Here is an 18995-nt window from a genome sequence, read left to right on the forward strand (position 1 = left end):
TTTGTTTACCACCAAAATTATTTTAACTTAAAATATTCCAAAACATCACCTACGTGGTCTGGTTTATTGATTATCTTATTGTTAGCATCTAAAATAAAATACGTTGGAGTTGCATGAACATTGTACGTATCTACGTAGGTACTGTTCCATCCTCTTAATTCAGAGTCATTGATCCATGGAAATGCAGCGATCTTCTGAGTATAGGAATTCTTATCCGTGTCTAAAGACAGTCCTACAACCTGAATATTTTTCGCTTTTAAGTCATTGTATTTTGCTAAAAGCTGTGGCAACTCACTTTCACAGTGAGAACAGGTAGAAGACCAGAAAATGATCACTTTCTTATCCGCTTTTACGTCATACAGTGACTTTGCAGAGGTGTTCGTGGCTGACTGGAATTTCACATTAGGAAATGCAGCTCCCATTTCCACATTCGCATTGGATTTTAAAGTAGTGGCAAGTCTGTCAGTAATGGTGCATTTAAGGTTTTTCGCAAGGGTCAGATACTTGGTTTTAAACTCTTCCATATCATAGGCATCAAAAATGTCGATAAGCTCAGATAAAACAGTCTGCCCTCTTGGAGTTTCTACCTTTAAACGGTCTAAAAGTGTATCAACTGAAGCTCCGACATTCGTATTTCCTCCTGAGTTAAGATATGATACCAAAACAGGTCTTAAAAGTGATGAAGACTCAAGCATATCATTAGACTTATCCAGGAAGTTAACAATATCGTCCTGAGTTACCTTTTTTGCGGGATCTGCTGAGTTAGACAGGAATTTAGCGTAATTGGTATTATAATAAGAGATAAAAGGATGCTTCGCAGCATCAACGCCAGTGCTGGTTCCGGAAAGTCTGTCTATTTCTGTTTTAAGAGCTTTTCCGAACTCTGTATTATCTTTATAGTATTCTTTGATCTGAGCCAATGCCGGCAGAATCAGTTCCTTTTTCTGGGAACCTTCCTGCTGTTTGCTCATCAAATCATTCACTTCATCAAGATAAGCTACATCTTTGATTTTATTATTCTGAACATCTATTTTAATACTTATATTTTTATTCTCCGAAACAAAGCTTACCGCGTTATTTGAAGTAGGAAAATACACTTTCATCATTCCCATATAATGATTGGGATACTTAAAGGTCCATGTATTATTCTTATTCTGTTCTTTGGTAACGATGATATCTTTTGAGCCGTTTAATGTATATAGAATGGCATCCTGATCTTTAAATTCGGCAGGAGCCTGGACTGTAACCGTAAACTGGGCCTGCAGAGAAAATGCAGCCAATACTGCAGATAATATATATATCTTTTTCATAGAGTAAAAATAAAAAAACTCTCCGATTAATCAGAGAGTTTAATGTTATTTTAATAAAATTTTAGGCTTTTACGCTTTTTAATTTCTTTGTATAGAATATAATAAGTGCAATGGCAACTACAGACAGCAGATAAACATACATGTCAATAGGTGATGCTGCAGCTCCCGGTCCTACCCCTCCGGTACCACCTCCTCCAGGAACTGGTGGAACTTCATCATCGGCCTTGACCAGAAATGTTCCGAATAAGAAAAGAGCAAGTACTAGTTTATTAATAGTTTTCATAATATTTATTTTAAGATTTTAGTGTTAACGGTTTCTCCTTTATCAGAAACAATTTTTACAACATAAGAATTTTTAACAGCGCCGTTAAGCTCAATTACAAAATCCCTAGATGCATCGACTGCCTTTTTAGAGATAACCAGTTTTCCGCTCATATCATAAACTTCAATATCTGCTTTTTTCCAGTTTGGATCAAATCTAACAATGTAGTTGGTAATTTCTGGATTATATACTACCATTGTTCTTGAAGGAACACTAATAGGATCTTTCGTACCTAATACCACATTATTTGGATCACCATAATATAAATCATAAGATGCAACAGCGTTAGGTGCAATACCTCCCTGTGTTGCCTGCTGTACAGTACCGTTGGATGCTTTATAGTAGAAGCCGATACCAGCAGACAGCAAGTGTGTTCCTGCTGGAACCAACTCTCCGTTTTCTCTTATTTCGAACTTGTAAGATTTAACTTTATCAGTTTTATAATTTACAAGTTTAACATTTTTTCCTTTAAAGTTATTTTCATTGGCTTCATTGATATATAGCCAATACTGTGCTGTATAATTTGAATCATAACCTCCATTTAAAGCTTCTTCAAATGTACCGATCATGTTTTCAGATGTAGCCGTAGCCTGAACCGTAGTGGCTATAGAGGTCTGGTGACCTGTAGTAGCATTAGGTGAAACTACATAATATGTTCTTGCCAATTCATTACCGTTAGCATCTAAACCAATTACTCCAAGCTGTTTTACAGTACCATCAATGCTTTTTGAAGCATTTTTGGCAGCCGTAACACTGTAATCAGTACCTGCAGCTCTTACAGTTTGGTTAAATCTTCTAAGGGTGTTGAAGTTTAACGTCTGTGGAACAGAAGTTCTTAATTTCAGTACGAAAGTCTGCATTGGCTTGATGATCATCCCAATATCTCCAACAGGAACTCCTGAAGCATCATAAGTCTGAATCAATGCTCCAGTACTGTATGCGTTTCCTTGAGCTCCTACAGCAACAGTTCCCGGATCGTATCTTACTCCCCAAAGGTTAGGAATGTTGTTATTATCAGTAGTTCCTCCGTTTTCAATATATCCTATTTTTGATAAATCAAGATTGGTTAAGAAAGGATTTCCGAACTGATAAATGTTCTTACCGTAAGTATTCGCCCATGGTGTAACTGATACTTCGAACTGATCCTGAAGATAGGTGTTGTATCTTTCATTATACCCGTTAAGGCCATTTCCTCCTGTACCTAAAGTAACATTCCCTCCATTTTGAAGAGACACATTACTGGCCAGTGAAGTATAAGGACGACCATTAACGGTACGAAGAGCGCTGCTTGTGTCCAAATTATTATTGGCTGATCCCAACATATAATATCCGGTAGCATCAGCTGTAGGAACGGTTAAATCTATAAAATCTGCAACAGCACCTGTGTTGTTCCATTTTAAGATTTCGTTCTTACTTCTTCTTACTGTTCCAAATGTTTTACCAAGCTCAGTGGATAATGAGTTCAAGACTTTACCGGAGAAAGGCATTGCTACCTGCTGATAAAAATCTCCATTACCGTGTTTCTTGGTTCTGAATTCTTTACTTACGATTCCAGTGATCTGTGCCTGGTTTAAACCATCAACATATAACTGTCCGTAAGTAGATGCGTCGTCTGTATTTCCTGGAGTGTTAAGCCTTAAAATAATATTTCCGCCATCGGTTTTATCTCCACCGCCAGCGTCTATTGTTTTAAAAGCGTCTCCGGCTGTACCTACAACCATGACGTTTCCGTGCACATCCAGGAGGCCATTACCCCGTGTCTGTACACCTCCACCACTGTAAACAAGGGTGCCTTCGCTCACATACATATTAGCATTAGTGTCAACGTGACATAGTACCTGCGCCTGAACAGAGTAACTAATTGCTAAAAGACCTATAGCAAATAAACTTTTTCTCATTGTATAAATTATTTGTGTGTTAATACAATCTTCACCCGCAAAGGTAAGATTTTTTTTTAAAGAAAAAAAAATATTTTATTTATTAACAAAAATATTATCCTCCGTTAATATGATTTCTTTCTCCTCTCCTATTGAAAACATATAGTCCTCCAGAACTTTTTCAGTTGTTCCTCTTAAGCCTCTGGCTCCCAATCCTTTTTCAATAGTTTCTTCTACTATCTTTTCGACAGCGCCGTCTGTAAATACCAAATTCGTGCCATCCATTTTGAACAGTTCTATAAACTGATTGATGATCGAATTTTTGGGTTCTTTCATGATTCTTACCATGGTCTCTTTATCCAGTTTATCCAGGTAGGTAATGATCGGGAATCTACCTAAAAGTTCAGGAATTAATCCGAAAGTACGAAGGTCAATAGCATTGATATTGGTCAATACATATTTTTCTTCGTCCGTATTATTTATTTTTTCAGAACTGAAACCAATGGCCTGCTTGTTCATTCTTCTTTCAATGATATCTTTGATTCCGTCAAAAGCTCCACCGGCAATAAACAGGATGTTCTGAGTATTCACCTGGATGTATTTCTGATCAGGGTGCTTTCTTCCCCCCTGAGGCGGAACATTGACGATACTCCCTTCAAGAAGTTTCAGCAATCCCTGCTGCACTCCTTCTCCGGAAACATCTCTTGTAATGCTTGGATTGTCAGATTTTCTTGCAATTTTATCGATCTCATCAATAAATACAATTCCTCTTTCTGCCTTTTCCACATCATAATCGGCTACCATCAGAAGTCTTGAAAGGATACTTTCCACATCTTCTCCTACATAACCGGCTTCCGTAAGAATAGTAGCATCCACGATACAGAAAGGAACGTTAAGCTCTCTTGCAATGGTTTTTGCCAGAAGAGTTTTTCCTGTACCGGTTTCGCCTATCATGATGATATTTGATTTTTCCAGTTCTACTTCCCTGTTCTCATCCTGAGCGTGAAGCAGTCTTTTATAATGATTGTATACTGCGATCGAAAGTTGCTTTTTTGCCTGATCCTGTCCAATAACATATTGGTTAAGGAATTCTTTGATCTCTTTCGGTTTTTTAAGTTCGTCTATACTTTCTGCCGGAGAAGTCTCCGTTTTAGAAACGCTGTCTTTTACTATAACGTGCGCCTGTTCGATGCAGTTTTCGCAAATAAAGCCGCTCTGCCCTGAAATAAGCATCTGTACTTCATTTCTTTTTCTGCCGCAGAAAGAACATTGGTTTGAATTCATACTATATAATAAGGTTAAAGAAAATCGTAAAAAATTTCTTTTTTACGATTTTATGCTTTTAAGAAATAATTGAGTTTTGAATCTCTTTATATTCTTCGTCTGTTAGTTTCAGTCTTTCATTTTTGAAGTTCATGTCCTCCACTCTGTTTAAGGGAATGAGGTGAATGTGGGCATGGGGAACTTCAAGTCCTACTACAGCGACACCTACTCTTACGCAGGGCACTGCATTTTTAATCTTTTTGGCGACTTGCTGGGCAAATCCCCAAAGGTTTTTATATTCTTCACTGTCCAGATCAAAAATCAAATCCACTTCTTTCTTGGGAACTACCAATGTATGTCCTTTCACCAAAGGCATTGCGTCCAGGAATGCGATAAAGTTCTCATCCTCGGCAATGGTATAAGAGGGAATATCGCCATTAATGATTTTTGTGAATATACTGCTCATAAGGTAGAAGTTAGAGGTTAGATTTTAGAAATTTGATTCAGGATATCGTACTTAGATTATAGGGAAATATCTAATACTTCGAAAGACAGTTTGTTTCCGTTGGGTAATGTAATATCAGCTGTTTCGCCGATTACTTTTCCAAGCAATCCTTTTGCAATAGGTGTATTTACAGAAATTCTTCCTGTTTTAAGGTCGCTTTCATTATCCGGCACCAATGTAAACACCTGCTCCTGATTGGTAGCATTGTTTTTAAGTTTTACCGTAGTAAGGATGGAAACTTTTGAAGTATCTAGTTGACTTTCATCTATGATCTTGGAAGATGCAATAATATCTTTCAGCTTGGAAATTCTCATTTCAAGCATACCCTGAGCTTCTTTAGCCGCATCATATTCAGCATTTTCAGACAAATCTCCTTTGTCTCTTGCTTCTGCGATCTGCATGGTAATTTTTGGTCTTTCCACAGTTTCCAACTGTTCCAGCTCAGCTTTCATTTTCTCTTGTCCCTCCTTTGTTACATAGCTTGCCATAATTTTCAAAATTTAGGTTTGGTATAAAAAAATAATCCGACATTTGCCGGACAATGTATTACGTGTTATATCGTTTAACTTTTACAAATATATAAAAATTTAAATTGAAATGAAAAAAACTTTTTCAATACTTTCTATTTTAACGACACTGATTTTCAGTATTTTAACCATAAACTCATGCGGAAGCAGAGAAGACACCGTAAGCTGTTTTCCCAGCAACCCTATCAATGTAACTTTAAATCTGAACCTGCCTGCTTATTATGATCTCACTTATGATGGAGGCTGGATTTATGTAAACGAACAGCAGGCCGGAACAAGAGGACTGATCGTAGTGCGTGTGGGAGACAACTTTAAAGCCTATGACAGGAATGCCCCGCATTTATGCCCTGACAGCAACACCACCCTTGAAGTGAAGGATAATATTAGTATTCTCTGTCCTAAAGACAACACCAGATGGATTTTGAGGACAGGAGAACCACAGTCCGGTTCACCCACTTCCCTTCCGCCTAAAACTTATCTTAACAATTATGACCCGGCGACTAAAAATTTAAATATTTATTACTAAAATGAAGATCGTTATACAGAGAGTTTCAGAGGCCAGTGTAAAAGTAGACGGGAAAATTGTCGGGGAAATCGGGAAAGGGCTGATGCTGCTGACCGGCATTGATGAAAATGATGAAAAAGCAGATGCAGACTGGCTGGTTCAGAAGATTTTAAATCTCAGGATTTTCGGTGATGAAGATGACAAACTGAACCTTTCTGTTAAAGATATTTCAGGAGAAATTCTTTGTATCAGTCAATTCACCCTGATCGCGGATTATAAAAAAGGCAACCGCCCTTCTTTCATCAAAGCTGCAAAACCAGATAAAGCCATTCCCCTTTTTGATTATTTTAAAGAAGAAATTGCTAAATCAGGATTAAAAACTGAAAGCGGGATTTTCGGGGCGGACATGAAAGTTTCCCTTATCAATGACGGCCCGGTGACGATTGTCATGGATTCCATTACAAAAAGCTGATCAATATTAATATAATCAAGCATTATCAACCTTAAGAGTTAAAGTAAAAACACCTTATTCATGCCTCTTCGTTCTAAATTAATAGCCGGACTTTTATTCACGTTCAGTATTCAAATGATCTGTTTTGCCCAGAGCCGTGAAGACCTTTTAAAATCCAAACTGGATTCTGCGTTCTCGGAACTTTTCAAGGCCGATGAACCGGGCGGTGCAATTCTGATCCAGCAGGGAAATAAAGTGTTGTATGAAAATTCTTTCGGGCTGGCTGATCTGAAGACTAAGGAAAAATTCACCAGCAAAACGGTTTCGAATCTTGGTTCTATTTCTAAAACTTTTGTCTCTTACGGTATTCTGATGCTTCAGGATCAACACAAGCTTTCTACGGATGACAACCTGCTGAAATTCTTTCCGGATTTTAAAAATAAGGATATTGCTTCTACAATTAAGCTCCGGCATGTTCTTACCCACAGTTCCGGCCTTCCAGATCTCAGACATGTGGAGAAAGACAGCATTTTTTACCTTACAGCAAAGGATGAGGAGAATTTCAGACCGTTAAAATCTGCTGATTCACTGGAATTTGAACCGGGAACACAATTCAGTTACTCCAACCCCGCCTACAACGGACTGGCGCTGGTGATTGAAAAAACGAGCGGCATGAAATGGCAGCGTTTCATTGATAAAAACATCTTCAAACCTTCCGGAATGAAAAACAGCCGCATTACAGACGGAAGCTATCCTGACAAGAATGTAGCTCACGGTTATATCCTGAAAGATAAAGTATACACAGAATACGATTATGGCGAATCCCCCACTTTTGCTGCTGCCGGAAACGGAGGGGTCTGGAGTTCCATTGAAGACCTGAAAAAATACATTACAGCTATTCATCAGTGTAAATTCACCAACTGCTCTGTTGTTGAAGCTTCAAAAACGCTTTATAAGCCTGAACAATGGAATGGTAAAAAACCTGTTTACCACACCGGAACCTGGTTTGTTCACAAAGGTTTTTACGCCGACACTCCAACAGAAGAGAATGTAAATGTCATAGAGCATTCCGGTGATCAGGGAGGTTTTAAATCCCACCTCATCATGATTCCTGAGAAAAATATTTCCATTATCTGGCTGACAAACAATAATAAATTCATTACAGGTCATATCCGGAGACTGCTTCTTAAAATGAATTATATCAACTAAATCAATTTATCAATTGATTATCATTAATCGGTAACGCATATTAAATTTTCATATTATTAATTTAATTTCACAAAATTGTGATTTAAATTGATTTTATCATCATTTATATCAATTTTTCATTATAATTATCAACCGTACAACAAAATACATTTATTTCATTCTATTTATCCTTTTTCTGTGATATAAATTATATATTTGGTTAACAACCATTTAATAAGATATTATGAGAACAGAAATTAGACTTTTCACATTATTTATTTTCGGCTTTATCCTTTCTTACGGCCAGAACCCATCGGAGAAAAATGATAAGCCCAACCCGAACATTTATGTATGTTTTTCTAAAAACATCACTTCTGAAAAAGCAGCACTCGGAAATCCGGAACTGGCAGAATTTGTCAAAAACAATGGAATTTCGTTTGTCAACGATTTTGGTTTCAGTGACCGAAAACTCGACGAAATGATCAAAGACAGCAGAGCCAACGGGAACTCCGGTGAATCTGTTGAAAAACTGAGAAGGATATTCAAAGTCAATATTCCTTTACAAAACAATGAAGACGCTGAAAAGCTGGCACACACGCTTGAAAGATTCCCTGAAGTGGAATATGTTTCTGTAATGAGCAGCACACCTATCGAACCCCCTTTCGTTAAAGCGTTTGTAGCTACTCCGGATCTTGAAAGTCTTCAAACCTACCTCAACGACAATCCGGGAATTAATGCCAAATACGCCTGGTCGAGAGGAATCACGGGACAGAACATCAGAATCCGTGATGTAGAATATGGTTTCTATAAAACTCACGAGATGCTTTCCAATCAAAATTCTATCCAACTGGAACCGGGATACAGTCCGAATGCAGGATTAGCCAACAATAACTACCGCGATCACGGAACGGCTGTGGTAAGTATTTTAGGATCTGTAAAGGATAATATCGGTCTTTCAGGAGCTGCTTACAGTGCTTCCCAAATCAAAGGCTATATGGAATGGACTACTGTGGGATACAACAGAGCTTCCGCGGTGAGCAGATCCATCAATGCATCGCAGGCCGGTGATATTATTCTGTATGAAATGCAGACCGGCGGGAAAGACGGACAGTACTGCCCTGCAGAATACGACAGCGTGATCTGGGACTTAACAAAAGCAGCTACAGATTCAGGCATCATCATCATTGCAGCAGCAGGAAACGGAAATCAAAACCTTGATGATCCTTTTTATGCGGCTTATAACGCGAGAGGAAACAGCGGTGCTATCATTGTGGGAGCAGGTTCCCCGAATACTACCCATTCAAAACTAAGCTTCAGTACATTCGGAAACCGGGTGGATGTACAGGGCTGGGGAAGCAATGTGCTTGCGGCAGGATACGGATCTTACCAAAAGTATGATAACGATAATAACAGAACTTACAATTATTTCAGCGGAACGAGTTCTGCCACTCCTGTGGTAGCTTCTGCAGCCACACTGATCCAGTCTTATTATTACCAGACAACAGGTCAGTATCTGACTCCGTCTGCTATGAAAAATCTGTTAATCTCTACGGGAATTCCTCAGGGTGGTACCGTTGTGAATCAAAAAATTGGTCCTTTTCCTAATGTGAAAAATGCCATCTTACAACTGGAAGGAAGTCTTAAAACGAATGTCAAAGCTCAGGCTCCTTTAGAAATTAAGATCTATCCTAATCCTGTGACCAGCTCTATTGCCATTCACAGCAATGACAATAAAAAACTTGATTTCGAGATCATCAATATGCACGGAAGAACCGTTACAAAAGGTTCAGTTTCTCCGGATGAAAAAATCAATACATCAAATCTTCCTACCGGACAGTATATCATCAATATTACTGAAGGACAGAGAAGAGTGGTTGAAAAATTCACCAAACTGTAATATCAGGACATTCATACCTATTTAATGAAAATAATGAGGGGATCCGGATTCGGGTCGCCTCATTTTACTTTTAAAAACTGTAAAAATAGGATAGAGATCTTTTTTTTACGCAAAGCTTTATGAAAAATGCTTTTGAATTGGAGGAGGCTAAGAGTTCGACTTCGTCGTTGATGAAGCTGTCGAATATAGTGTCTGCTTAATCTGTTTTTTAATTAAAGATTTCAAAGATGATTTTTTTTAAACACAAATTTCACAAATAATTTCACAAATAACACGATTATGATAGGCTAAAAAATTGTGTGATCTGTGGGAGATTGTGGCGCCAAGTTTTTTATTTATAGTGTCTGCTTAATTGAATCAATTTCTTTATGTTAAAAAAAACATATCTGTAAAATAGCTGTATCTTGTTTTCTTTTTAATACAATAAAGAATGAACGGAGAAACAGATTTAGGAAAGCTTTTAAAAAGTATGAAACCCCAACACAATCCGGGTGACTATGTTTTTTGTACCACGAAAAGTACAGAAGGTTTTGATTTGAATGAAATTGATATGTTCTTCAGAGAGGAAGAAGGATTTACCCTTATTCTAAAAAAGGAAATTGCAGACAGATTACAGCTGGACTATTCCGTTGTCATGTCGTGGATAACACTGACTATACATTCTTCCCTGGAAGCGGTGGGATTAACCGCTGCTTTTTCAAAAGCACTTTCTGAAAACGGCATCAGCTGTAATGTTGTGGCGGCGTATTACCATGACCATATTTTCGTTAATACAAAAGATATTGAAAAGGCGCTTGAAGTTTTAACAAAATTATCTGAATAATACTTAGTAAAAAATAGGCTGCCTTTTCAGGACAGCCTATTCTGTTTTAAACGGTACAAAAATTATTTCGCTGGAACACTGTTGAAATTCAGTGCTATTTTAAGATTCATATCCGAAGTCGTCTGATTTTTCAACTCATAGACTGTTCTTACGGTTAGTCCTGAGCTTTTTACGACCTCATCTAAATATCCTGTATCATTAAGATCAAGATTTAAACTTGAAGAATCTGTTGTAATATTGGAACGGGATGCTACCAATTTCTCTCCTGTCCCGCTGGATGAAACATATACTTTTACAGATTTCACTGCGCTTAAGTTTCCACCTGAAGGGGACACTACAGAAATTTTAGCCTCAGAAATTCTTACATCTTTGATCTTCGCATTATTGTTTCCTCCAAACCACGTCTGCACATTGGTCGCTGTAGATGTTGAGGAAACTTCTTTATCGGCCGGAACTCCCGTAGACACCAAAACATTGGCGGTATAAGGGAATGTGTTCTGAACCAGTGACTGCACCGTTCCACAGCTTACTACTACTGCTGAAACTGCTGCCGTCATTAACCATATATTTTTCATAACTTTTAAACTTTAGTAATGAGTTTGCAGAAATTATACCAAAGGGATAAAACCTACTCTACACTTACATTAAAACTTCCTTTTGTATTTCCGGAAGCCATATTGCTTTTCCCGATAATCAGCCACACTTCTCCGGTACCTTTAGTATCGTAAGTGATTTCTCTGCTGAACGGGCCGTCATAATCTCCGTTGGGAAGTTTGATCTGGTTAAATCTGATATTAAAGTCTTTTTCATTCGTTGAAATTTTGGCTTTAATAGTCGGTTTGTCATAATGGGTCAGTTTTAAAACAAGTTCCTGACCGTCTTTCGTGAATTCTTCTCCCAGTGTGAAAGGAAGCTGAGACGCATCTGCCGTTCTTACGATCTGGCCTTCTTTTTCACTTCTCATAACGCCTTTGCGCAGTACTTCTTTGGTAACGGGAGCATTGTTAATGATTGAATCTTGCTTTCTGATGGCAACGGAATCTGCTTTAGCGGCAGCGTCCGGCATTTCTGTGATCACGGCAGAGTCTTTGTTGGGAGCCTCTGTAATGTTCGCTTCTTTTTTACATGAAATAATAATCAATGGAATTAACAATAAGGATTTTTTCATAATAACTACTCTTTTAATGTTTCATAGTAAAGGATTTTTGAAAGGAAAGGCTTGGCTTTTTCTTCTTTTACTTTTTCAAGTATTTTCTTTTTAAGCTGCAGATCTTTCTTTTCATCCGCATACTTCAGAAGCCTTCTTTCACTGAAACTGATTTGCTCAAGGTGATATTCCACGGCAAAATCTTTACGTTTCATATTCTGGGAGGTAATGATTCCGCCCCAGTTGACATAACTGCAAGCCAAAATTGTTCCATAAAAATACCAGGTCATTACATTGAACAGGAATGCATTTCTTTTTTGCTTTTGAATTTTAATCAACGTAAGAGCCAGACCAATCAGCGCCAGCAGTAGAAAAGCAAGTACGCCCAGCCTTTTGTAAGTAAAGCCATACGTGATAATATATTCATAGTTTTTCAGTGCTGCGGACAATACAAGTATTGCATTCAGAATGATCCAGATTCTGGCCAGGATCTTCATCAGCTTTGCTTTAGGATCAAAATTGAATCCGGATTTAAAATAGAACATAATCACCATAACGGCCATCACAATGGATATGATCACGGCATTCACTCTTTCATGCGTTTCCTCTGAAAGCTGAACCGGCGTTTTTGACACTTCATAAAACTGTTCGTAATTGTATGTGATAATGAAAAATACCAGCAAAATATTCAGGCAAATGAAAGAGATTACACCGCTGGTTCTCTCTGCATCCAGATCAAGGAATGAATAGGTGGCTTTCTGAACTCTAGATTTATTGTTAAAGTTATCATCCAGCAGATAATTATTTTTGTAAATAAATCTTTCCACGGCATAATTCCAGTAATTGAACGCGATAAAAAAGCCCAAAACAGAGAGAGATAACAGTTGCCACACATTAATATCCAGTTCATAATCCGTAAAAAGCGCTGCAAAATGATCACTTCCCGCAGAATAGATTCCGAAAAATATAGAAATAAATACAAGCGGAATCACAACGAAAGCCAATGTTTTCTGCCACACGCCGGAAATGTTCTTTTTCGGCAGCCATGCATCAAAGCTGAAGAACCTGAAAATGGAGGTGAAACTGTTGATGATAAAAACCGGGATCAGGAACAGTATTTTAAGCTTTCTGTTTCTCGAGCGGTAACCCAGCAAAAGAATGGAACTTACAACCGCCAGCAAGGAAGGAAAATCTCTGTACCAGATGAAAGCAAAGCTTGACAACAGACTTGTAACAAAAAGTATCAGAAAGGTTCTGGTCCTGTTTCTCTCAGGAGTTTTGAACAAAGTAAGCAATGCATAAACAATGGCAAGAATACCGAGATTCACTCCCATTTCCTGATCGTAGAATACGATGACGAACAAGGCGGCTGTAAGGAATATATAGTGATGTGTTTTCATGATTTTAAAGATTTAAAAATTAAAGGATTGAAACATTTAAAGATTTAATGAGTTAAGCCATTAAGTAGGGGTAAGATTTTAAGAATATTAACAGATAGCTCCGCTTTAAACTTAAAAATCAAATTGATTTTCTTAATTAATCTTATACTCTTAAAAATTCTTAATGGTTTTTTGATTTTAAAATTGATAGTTTATAGTTTAAAATCGATGAGGATGCCCATGTAGAGGATGGTGACGGGAATATTGACCAAAAGAAGGAGTACAGAATTTCCGGAGGATTTCTTGTCCGGAATATGGGTTAGAAATTCCATCAATTCATACAGTAACACAAGTAAATTGACTACCGCTGCAATGATGACATAGTAGAACCCGAAGACCATCAGAAGTTCTGCTTTCGTGATCAGGTAACCGATTAAAAGTAAGGTTCCTGATAAAAACGAGATCAAAAAAGTATTTCTGCCAAGTGCAGTATATTTTATTTTCTTCATGGCTTATCATTAATAGAGCGGTGCTGTTTCTTTCTGTTGGATATAATCCTTCAGGTGATCGAAATTCTGCCACAAAAGGCTTTCAAAGTCCCAGTGGTAAAAGGGTCTCATGCTCTGCCCTTTCCTATATGACTTCATGTACAGTTTCAGATATTCCGGAAGGATGAGCGTTCCCAATACAACAGCGGCTAGCAAATGAGCATTGAGCTTACCATTTCCAAGAAGGAGATATTGCATGGCCACCTCATCTTCGAAGTGGGTTCCACATCCGGTGATCAGATGATGGACGTCGTGGTCTTCCATTTTCGGGATCATGGAGAACCCGTGCTTTTTATAGAACTCGCCCAGCTTTCTTCCTAAAGAATCTTCCTGGAACTGCAGCAACTGTTCTTCGTTGAACTGCCACTGTCTTTTTTTCTTTTTAAAATATTTTCTGTAAAGTTTCTGGGTTTTATCGTAGACAAAAAGCAGAAATTGAACACGTACTTTTTTCATAATGTATTATTTAAATATTAGATTAATTCCTAGCATAACATAGAGGAACCCAAGCGGTGCATTGAACATGATTAAGCCTATCGCCTTTAAACAGGCATTCATTTTAAGCTTTTCAGCAAATCCGTAAAGAAGCAGACCGATCACCGCAAGAAGACTGACTAGTATTCCATAGACAAGAAAAACGATTCCCCATTGCATAAACCAAGTGCTTTCGGTGATGAAATACCCGGAGAAAAAGATATTTCCAAGTAGAAAACAAAGTCCGAAAATGTATTTTCCAATGTTTATTATTTGATGGTCTTTCATCGATACAGTATTTTAAGCTTTTGTTAAAGTAAAGACGGTAATTTCCGGACGGACCATAAATCTTATCTGGAAGGAATGACCGATGGCTCTGTTGATGTAGAGCATTCTTCCGTCCTGAAGATCTATTTCTCCAGAGACATAATTTTTATTTTCTACAGGAAGGATTGGAGTGATAACACCTGGAATTCTGCATTGTCCTCCATGCGTATGACCGCTTAGAATCCAACCCTGATAGCCATTCCATATATCTCTGTCGCAGGCATCCGGATTATGACAGAGGACGATATTGGCTTTTGAAGGATCATGGTTTTTCATCACTTCTGCCGGATAGAAATTGGGTGACCACAAATCTTCAAACCCGATAAAATTCAGACCGTGGCTTTCTTCACTCCTATTTTTAAGCATTCTGATTCCAAAATCTTTAAGAATATCACAGATATTTTCTGAGCATTCTAAGTCGTCCCAGTTCTTTCCGTAATCATGGTTTCCTAGAATTCCGAAGGTTGCCAGCTTTCCATAGACTGCCTGTTTCATTACTTTTTCCAGATCTTTCTGCTCTTCTGCCGTTCCGTGATTGACAAAATCTCCGGTATAGACCACAAAATCAGGATTAAACTGTTTTGCTTTTTGGAAAGAGTCGATCAGGAAATTCCAATCGAAACGGTCTCCGACATGGAGGTCTGATATCTGCATCAGTGTTTTCCCTGCTAATGTTTCCGGGAGATTTTTAACGGGTAGCTTTCTTTGGACAAATTCTACCCAGAAAGGTTCTATCTGCCATGAATACAATGCCGGAAATGCTCCTATTACTGAAAGCTGTGCCAATCTTTTAATGAAATGTTTTCTTGTCATCACTGAAACCTGTATGATTAAAATCTTCGTTTAACTTCCTGCGAACGGGCTTCCAAAAAGACCTACTGCCAATTCAATCCAGACCAATGCAAAGACGATCAAAACGAAAACGCAGATCAAAATTCTATGACTTTGTTTTTTGACTTTGGTTCTTACCAGATTGATCAGAAAAGCTGTGCTAAAGAGTAAAACGCCTCCGATCAGAAAATCTGAAGCTGACCAATTGACCTCATTTGAAGTTAGATTTCCCAGCAATGGAATACACAGTAAAACCAGTGGGAGCGCATAAATGGCGAGTGTTTTTTGTTTTTGTGTCATCATTTTATTTAATTTTAAATTATAAAGTACTTTGTATTTCAAAGTTGAATTTCAAAAAAATATAGCCTTTACCTTCCCAGCAATTTTTCAAGAGCATCCAGATGTTCATTAAAAGCCTGTCTTCCACTTTGGGTCACCCGGTAAGAGGTTTTCGGTTTTTTGCCTACAAATTCTTTTTTCACTTCGATGTATCCTGCTTTTTCCAAGGCATTACTATGGCTGGCGAGGTTACCGTCTGTGATTTCCAGAAGTCCTTTCATTTCAGAAAAATCAACCCAGTCGTTGACCATAAGAACGGACATAATCCCCAGTCTTACACGGCTTTCGAATTCTTTATTGAGTTGATTTATTTTTATCATAGTAAGGCAATAGCTGCAAATCTTTAAGAAGCTGTTCTTAAAAAGTCTGCAAATTTAATCTTTATTTATATTTTTTATGCATGATCAGCCCATACACAATATGCAAAATTCCAAAACCGATGGTCCAGAACACAAGCCCCCATCCTAAAAAGAAGAGAGAAATAAGTCCCAGCGTAATCTGACAGTATCCTAAATATTTAATATCTGTGAGTGTATATCTTTCTGCACTTACTAATGCGATTCCGTAGAATATAAGTGTAGCCGGCGCTACCCATACAAACAAATGGTGAAAAAGAAGTGCGAGGCAGAAGACGCCTCCTGTTACCAAAGGAACGGCAAACGTAAATAACAAACGCTTCGTTGTGCTGTCCCAGATCTTTTGTCCTTTCTTTTTGCTTTTATTGGCGGTGAAGATATAACCGCTTAAAACGGCAGTCAGCAAAATCACAGTTCCTACCAGTACAAGTTCCCGGACCAATGCCGGACCGAAAAAGTTCCTGTCACCGTCTAAATAACTGATTCCTTCCCTCTGGAAGATATAATATACATATCCTGCACCGATCAGCGCAGCTAAACCGGCAAAAACCCCGGACAGTCCACTTAATGAAATAAATCTGGAAGACCGCTCCATCATGGAACGGATATGTGATAAGTCTTCGTGATAGTTTTTCGAATCCATAAAAAGAACTTTGAATTACAAAGTTATAATTTATTTTGAATCTGCCAATTATTTTTTTAATATTTTAATAACAACTTTTTACCATCCCATTCCTACAATTCTTAACTTTAAGAAATCAGGATCAGACTGAAAGAAATTCTACATCTATTAAACGAACACATTATGGCGAAAACTTCAATAGATTATTCTCAGATTGAACTGCAGGAAAATATTCCTTTAACGGAAGAGGAAATAAATAATATCGCGAATCAAAAGCAGGATTTTTTCAAACACGTTCCGGGTGTGTTATTATTAGTCATCCTTCTGATGGCCCTCATGGCCTGTTACCTGTTGAAAGATAAGTTTCATGATTTCAAATACTATCATTATCTCCTGTTTTTCGGCATCACATTGGCGCTATATGCTCTTTCATACGGCATCATGTACCTTGTTTATATTTACTTTGTTAAAAACTGGGAAAAGGATATCAAAAACGGTAAAAACAGATTAACAAGTTTCATTATCAGTGGCCACAAAACAGAAAATGACGAATACATCATCACCTTCTCCGGCCGTAACAGGAAAGAAAAGATAAGACTTCCTGTTTCTAAATCTGATTACTTAAATTATCTTGTAGGAACTCAGGTTGTCGTGGTTTATTTAAAGTACAGTAAAACCGTGATTTCTTTTGATCATTACAATCATTCAACACATTCATATCCGTAAAAAAAAAGAACCCTGCCCAAAAGCAGGATTCTAAAAAGTAGTATGTTTTTTTTGTTTTAATTATAATGGATTCTGAACGATCAATGGATTGGCATTGATTTCCGTTCTCGGAATCAGGAATTCCCATCTCGGATCAGTATTCGGAACAGTCATCAGATTATTCGTAACCACAGACGAATGATTTGCACCAGTTCTATCCAATCCCTGATTCAGTCTCTTCAGATCTAAGAGTCTAAATCCTTCACCCCATAATTCGAGCCTTCTGCTGTTAAGAATTTCATTGATATAGGCATTACCTGTTGTACTGGCTCCAGCATAGCTAGTATTTCTGTTTTTAGCGAGTAGGTTAAATACGGTCTTTGAGTCTGTTTCATTTCCTAATCTGGCTAAAGCTTCCGCCTCTATAAGATACATTTCCGCAGCACGCATATAAGGAAGATCTACTCTACTGTCTGCAAAACTGGCAGAAAGAAACTTCTGGCTGGTGTATGCAAATTTAGAATAAGTTGAAGGCAGGGCCAAAGAAGTATGCGCTCCCGAAGGATCAAAGTTTTTAGTTCTCACATCTGTCGAAGGGAACATCAGAAATAATTTACTGTTAATCGCTTTTGGCGCCTGACGTATATTGGTGGAATTAAAATTTCTTGACATATACGCTCCGAAATTCGAGAATGTTTCGCCCTGATCTGCAATAATAGTAGCACCCCAAATCCATTCATTGTTTCCTGCAAGATTATTAAATCCGGCTGTATAAGCTGTGTTATCCATCAGAGGATAATCAGTTCTGGCTAATTTAGCAGATGCAGCGGCAAGGGCATAATTTCCTTGTGTCAAAGCAATTCTGGCTCTCAATCCAAGAATCACCTTATCATCAAAATGAGACTTTGTTAGTCTTTTACTTGCGGCAAGTCTTGTGGAAGCTTCATTAAGATCATTATTGATTTGTGTATAAACATCTTCAACGGTATTTCTTTCCAGAGGAATTTCATTAGCCACCAATCTGATGGGAACTCCAAGCTGACTATTAACAATACCAGGAACATATCTTTTACCATAAATCTGAACCAGCATATAATAACAGAATGCTCTGAATGCATGAGCTTCACCAATCGCCAGCTTTACCGTATTGGCATCAGCAGCATTAGCAACCGGAACTGAAGGTCCGTTGGCTATCACTAAATTGGCATTTCTGATAAGGGCATAATAAAACTGGTACGGATAAAAAACATACGAACTGCTTTCATTCACCTGATCCTGCCATCTGACGGTTGAAATATACCAGCCATTCCCTGTAGAAGGAAACACAAGATCTTCCCCTATAGCATCCATCATAATCATGATACCTCCCTGACCGTTCTGCCCCTGGCTATCATTCTGTCTGTAATACATATCTCTATGCATCCCGTTTATAATAGCCATCAGATTCGATGCACTTGAATAGGCTGCATCTTCAGAAGCTGCAGTCGTAGGATCTGTTTCAAGATAATCGCTTTGACATGAGATCATTGCTGTGAAGACCGATGAAAGGACCACAGCCCATTTGATATATTGTTTTTTTAGATTTTTCATACTTAATTT

The 18995-nt window shown here is 37.9% G+C and carries 23 protein-coding genes; 6 read left to right on the forward strand and 17 right to left on the reverse strand.

Features of this window, described 5'->3' with window-relative positions; all coding sequences use genetic code 11:
• Window positions 1–17: 17 nt before the first annotated feature.
• The 6 genes from IW22_RS08595 to greA all read right to left on the reverse strand — a co-directional run bounded on the left by IW22_RS08595 (window position 18) and on the right by greA (window position 5765).
• Window positions 18–1310: a peroxiredoxin family protein gene (locus IW22_RS08595; RefSeq protein ID WP_034725717.1), complete on the reverse strand. Its 1293-nt coding sequence runs from the start codon at window positions 1308–1310 to the stop codon at window positions 18–20.
• Window positions 1311–1371: 61 nt separating this feature from the next.
• Window positions 1372–1593: a hypothetical protein gene (locus tag IW22_RS08600; protein WP_034725718.1), complete on the reverse strand. Its 222-nt coding sequence runs from the start codon at window positions 1591–1593 to the stop codon at window positions 1372–1374.
• Between the two features lie 5 nt (window positions 1594–1598).
• Window positions 1599–3530 (reverse strand): T9SS type A sorting domain-containing protein, encoded by a 1932-nt coding sequence (locus IW22_RS08605; RefSeq protein ID WP_034725719.1) that lies wholly within the window; start codon window positions 3528–3530, stop codon window positions 1599–1601.
• Between the two features lie 75 nt (window positions 3531–3605).
• Complete coding sequence (gene clpX / locus IW22_RS08610; protein WP_034725720.1) at window positions 3606–4793, reverse strand: ATP-dependent Clp protease ATP-binding subunit ClpX; 1188 nt, start codon at window positions 4791–4793, stop codon at window positions 3606–3608.
• A gap of 58 nt (window positions 4794–4851) precedes the next feature.
• Window positions 4852–5238, reverse strand: coding sequence for an HIT family protein (locus tag IW22_RS08615; protein ID WP_034725722.1), 387 nt, complete (start codon window positions 5236–5238; stop codon window positions 4852–4854).
• 56 nt (window positions 5239–5294) lie between these two features.
• Window positions 5295–5765 (reverse strand): transcription elongation factor GreA, encoded by a 471-nt coding sequence (gene greA / locus IW22_RS08620; RefSeq protein ID WP_034725724.1) that lies wholly within the window; start codon window positions 5763–5765, stop codon window positions 5295–5297.
• A gap of 109 nt (window positions 5766–5874) precedes the next feature.
• On the opposite strand from greA, the gene IW22_RS08625 reads away from it, so the two are divergent.
• The 5 genes from IW22_RS08625 (at window position 5875) to IW22_RS08645 (ending at window position 10668) form a co-directional block, all read left to right on the forward strand.
• Window positions 5875–6330 (forward strand): hypothetical protein, encoded by a 456-nt coding sequence (locus IW22_RS08625; protein ID WP_034725726.1) that lies wholly within the window; start codon window positions 5875–5877, stop codon window positions 6328–6330.
• Window position 6331: 1 nt separating this feature from the next.
• Entirely contained in the window at window positions 6332–6781 is a 450-nt protein-coding gene (gene dtd, locus IW22_RS08630) for a D-aminoacyl-tRNA deacylase (RefSeq protein ID WP_034725727.1), read from the forward strand.
• A 60-nt stretch (window positions 6782–6841) separates the two neighbouring features.
• Entirely contained in the window at window positions 6842–7969 is a 1128-nt protein-coding gene (locus IW22_RS08635; protein WP_034725728.1) for a serine hydrolase domain-containing protein, read from the forward strand.
• A gap of 223 nt (window positions 7970–8192) precedes the next feature.
• Entirely contained in the window at window positions 8193–9845 is a 1653-nt protein-coding gene (locus IW22_RS23620; RefSeq protein WP_051891166.1) for a S8 family peptidase, read from the forward strand.
• A gap of 430 nt (window positions 9846–10275) precedes the next feature.
• On the forward strand, window positions 10276–10668 hold the full coding sequence (locus IW22_RS08645) for an ACT domain-containing protein (RefSeq protein ID WP_034725729.1): 393 nt from the start codon (window positions 10276–10278) through the stop codon (window positions 10666–10668).
• Between the two features lie 62 nt (window positions 10669–10730).
• Here the strand turns inward: IW22_RS08645 and IW22_RS08650 are convergent, their stop codons facing one another.
• From IW22_RS08650 to IW22_RS08695, 10 genes are all read right to left on the reverse strand, one after another.
• A complete protein-coding gene (locus IW22_RS08650) occupies window positions 10731–11243 on the reverse strand; it encodes a hypothetical protein (protein WP_034725731.1) in 513 nt (170 codons plus the stop codon).
• 53 nt (window positions 11244–11296) lie between these two features.
• The gene (locus tag IW22_RS08655; protein WP_034725732.1) at window positions 11297–11836 is read right to left on the reverse strand and encodes a hypothetical protein; all 540 of its coding nucleotides are present in this window, start codon (window positions 11834–11836) and stop codon (window positions 11297–11299) included.
• Window positions 11837–11841: 5 nt separating this feature from the next.
• The gene (locus IW22_RS08660; protein WP_034725733.1) at window positions 11842–13215 is read right to left on the reverse strand and encodes a DUF4153 domain-containing protein; all 1374 of its coding nucleotides are present in this window, start codon (window positions 13213–13215) and stop codon (window positions 11842–11844) included.
• A 191-nt stretch (window positions 13216–13406) separates the two neighbouring features.
• The gene (locus IW22_RS08665; protein WP_034725735.1) at window positions 13407–13703 is read right to left on the reverse strand and encodes a hypothetical protein; all 297 of its coding nucleotides are present in this window, start codon (window positions 13701–13703) and stop codon (window positions 13407–13409) included.
• Between the two features lie 9 nt (window positions 13704–13712).
• Window positions 13713–14198, reverse strand: coding sequence for a Coq4 family protein (locus tag IW22_RS08670; RefSeq protein ID WP_034725739.1), 486 nt, complete (start codon window positions 14196–14198; stop codon window positions 13713–13715).
• Window positions 14199–14204: 6 nt separating this feature from the next.
• Window positions 14205–14504, reverse strand: coding sequence for a hypothetical protein (locus tag IW22_RS08675; RefSeq protein WP_034725740.1), 300 nt, complete (start codon window positions 14502–14504; stop codon window positions 14205–14207).
• A gap of 12 nt (window positions 14505–14516) precedes the next feature.
• Window positions 14517–15356 (reverse strand): metallophosphoesterase, encoded by an 840-nt coding sequence (locus IW22_RS08680; protein WP_034725741.1) that lies wholly within the window; start codon window positions 15354–15356, stop codon window positions 14517–14519.
• Between the two features lie 30 nt (window positions 15357–15386).
• Window positions 15387–15677, reverse strand: coding sequence for a hypothetical protein (locus IW22_RS08685; protein ID WP_081873928.1), 291 nt, complete (start codon window positions 15675–15677; stop codon window positions 15387–15389).
• A 65-nt stretch (window positions 15678–15742) separates the two neighbouring features.
• Entirely contained in the window at window positions 15743–16033 is a 291-nt protein-coding gene (locus tag IW22_RS08690; protein WP_034725742.1) for a winged helix-turn-helix domain-containing protein, read from the reverse strand.
• Between the two features lie 61 nt (window positions 16034–16094).
• On the reverse strand, window positions 16095–16712 hold the full coding sequence (locus IW22_RS08695; protein ID WP_034725743.1) for a hypothetical protein: 618 nt from the start codon (window positions 16710–16712) through the stop codon (window positions 16095–16097).
• A gap of 162 nt (window positions 16713–16874) precedes the next feature.
• Here IW22_RS08695 and IW22_RS08700 point away from each other — a divergent pair, with 162 nt between their 5' ends.
• Window positions 16875–17417, forward strand: a complete 543-nt coding sequence (locus IW22_RS08700) for a hypothetical protein (protein WP_034725744.1) — start codon at window positions 16875–16877, stop codon at window positions 17415–17417.
• 60 nt (window positions 17418–17477) lie between these two features.
• On the opposite strand, the gene IW22_RS08705 is transcribed toward IW22_RS08700, so the two are convergent.
• On the reverse strand, window positions 17478–18986 hold the full coding sequence (locus tag IW22_RS08705) for a RagB/SusD family nutrient uptake outer membrane protein (protein WP_034725748.1): 1509 nt from the start codon (window positions 18984–18986) through the stop codon (window positions 17478–17480).
• Window positions 18987–18995: the final 9 nt, after the last annotated feature.

Origin of the sequence: Chryseobacterium sp. JM1, from assembly GCF_000737715.1 — a bacterium.
Lineage (GTDB): Bacteria > Bacteroidota > Bacteroidia > Flavobacteriales > Weeksellaceae > Chryseobacterium.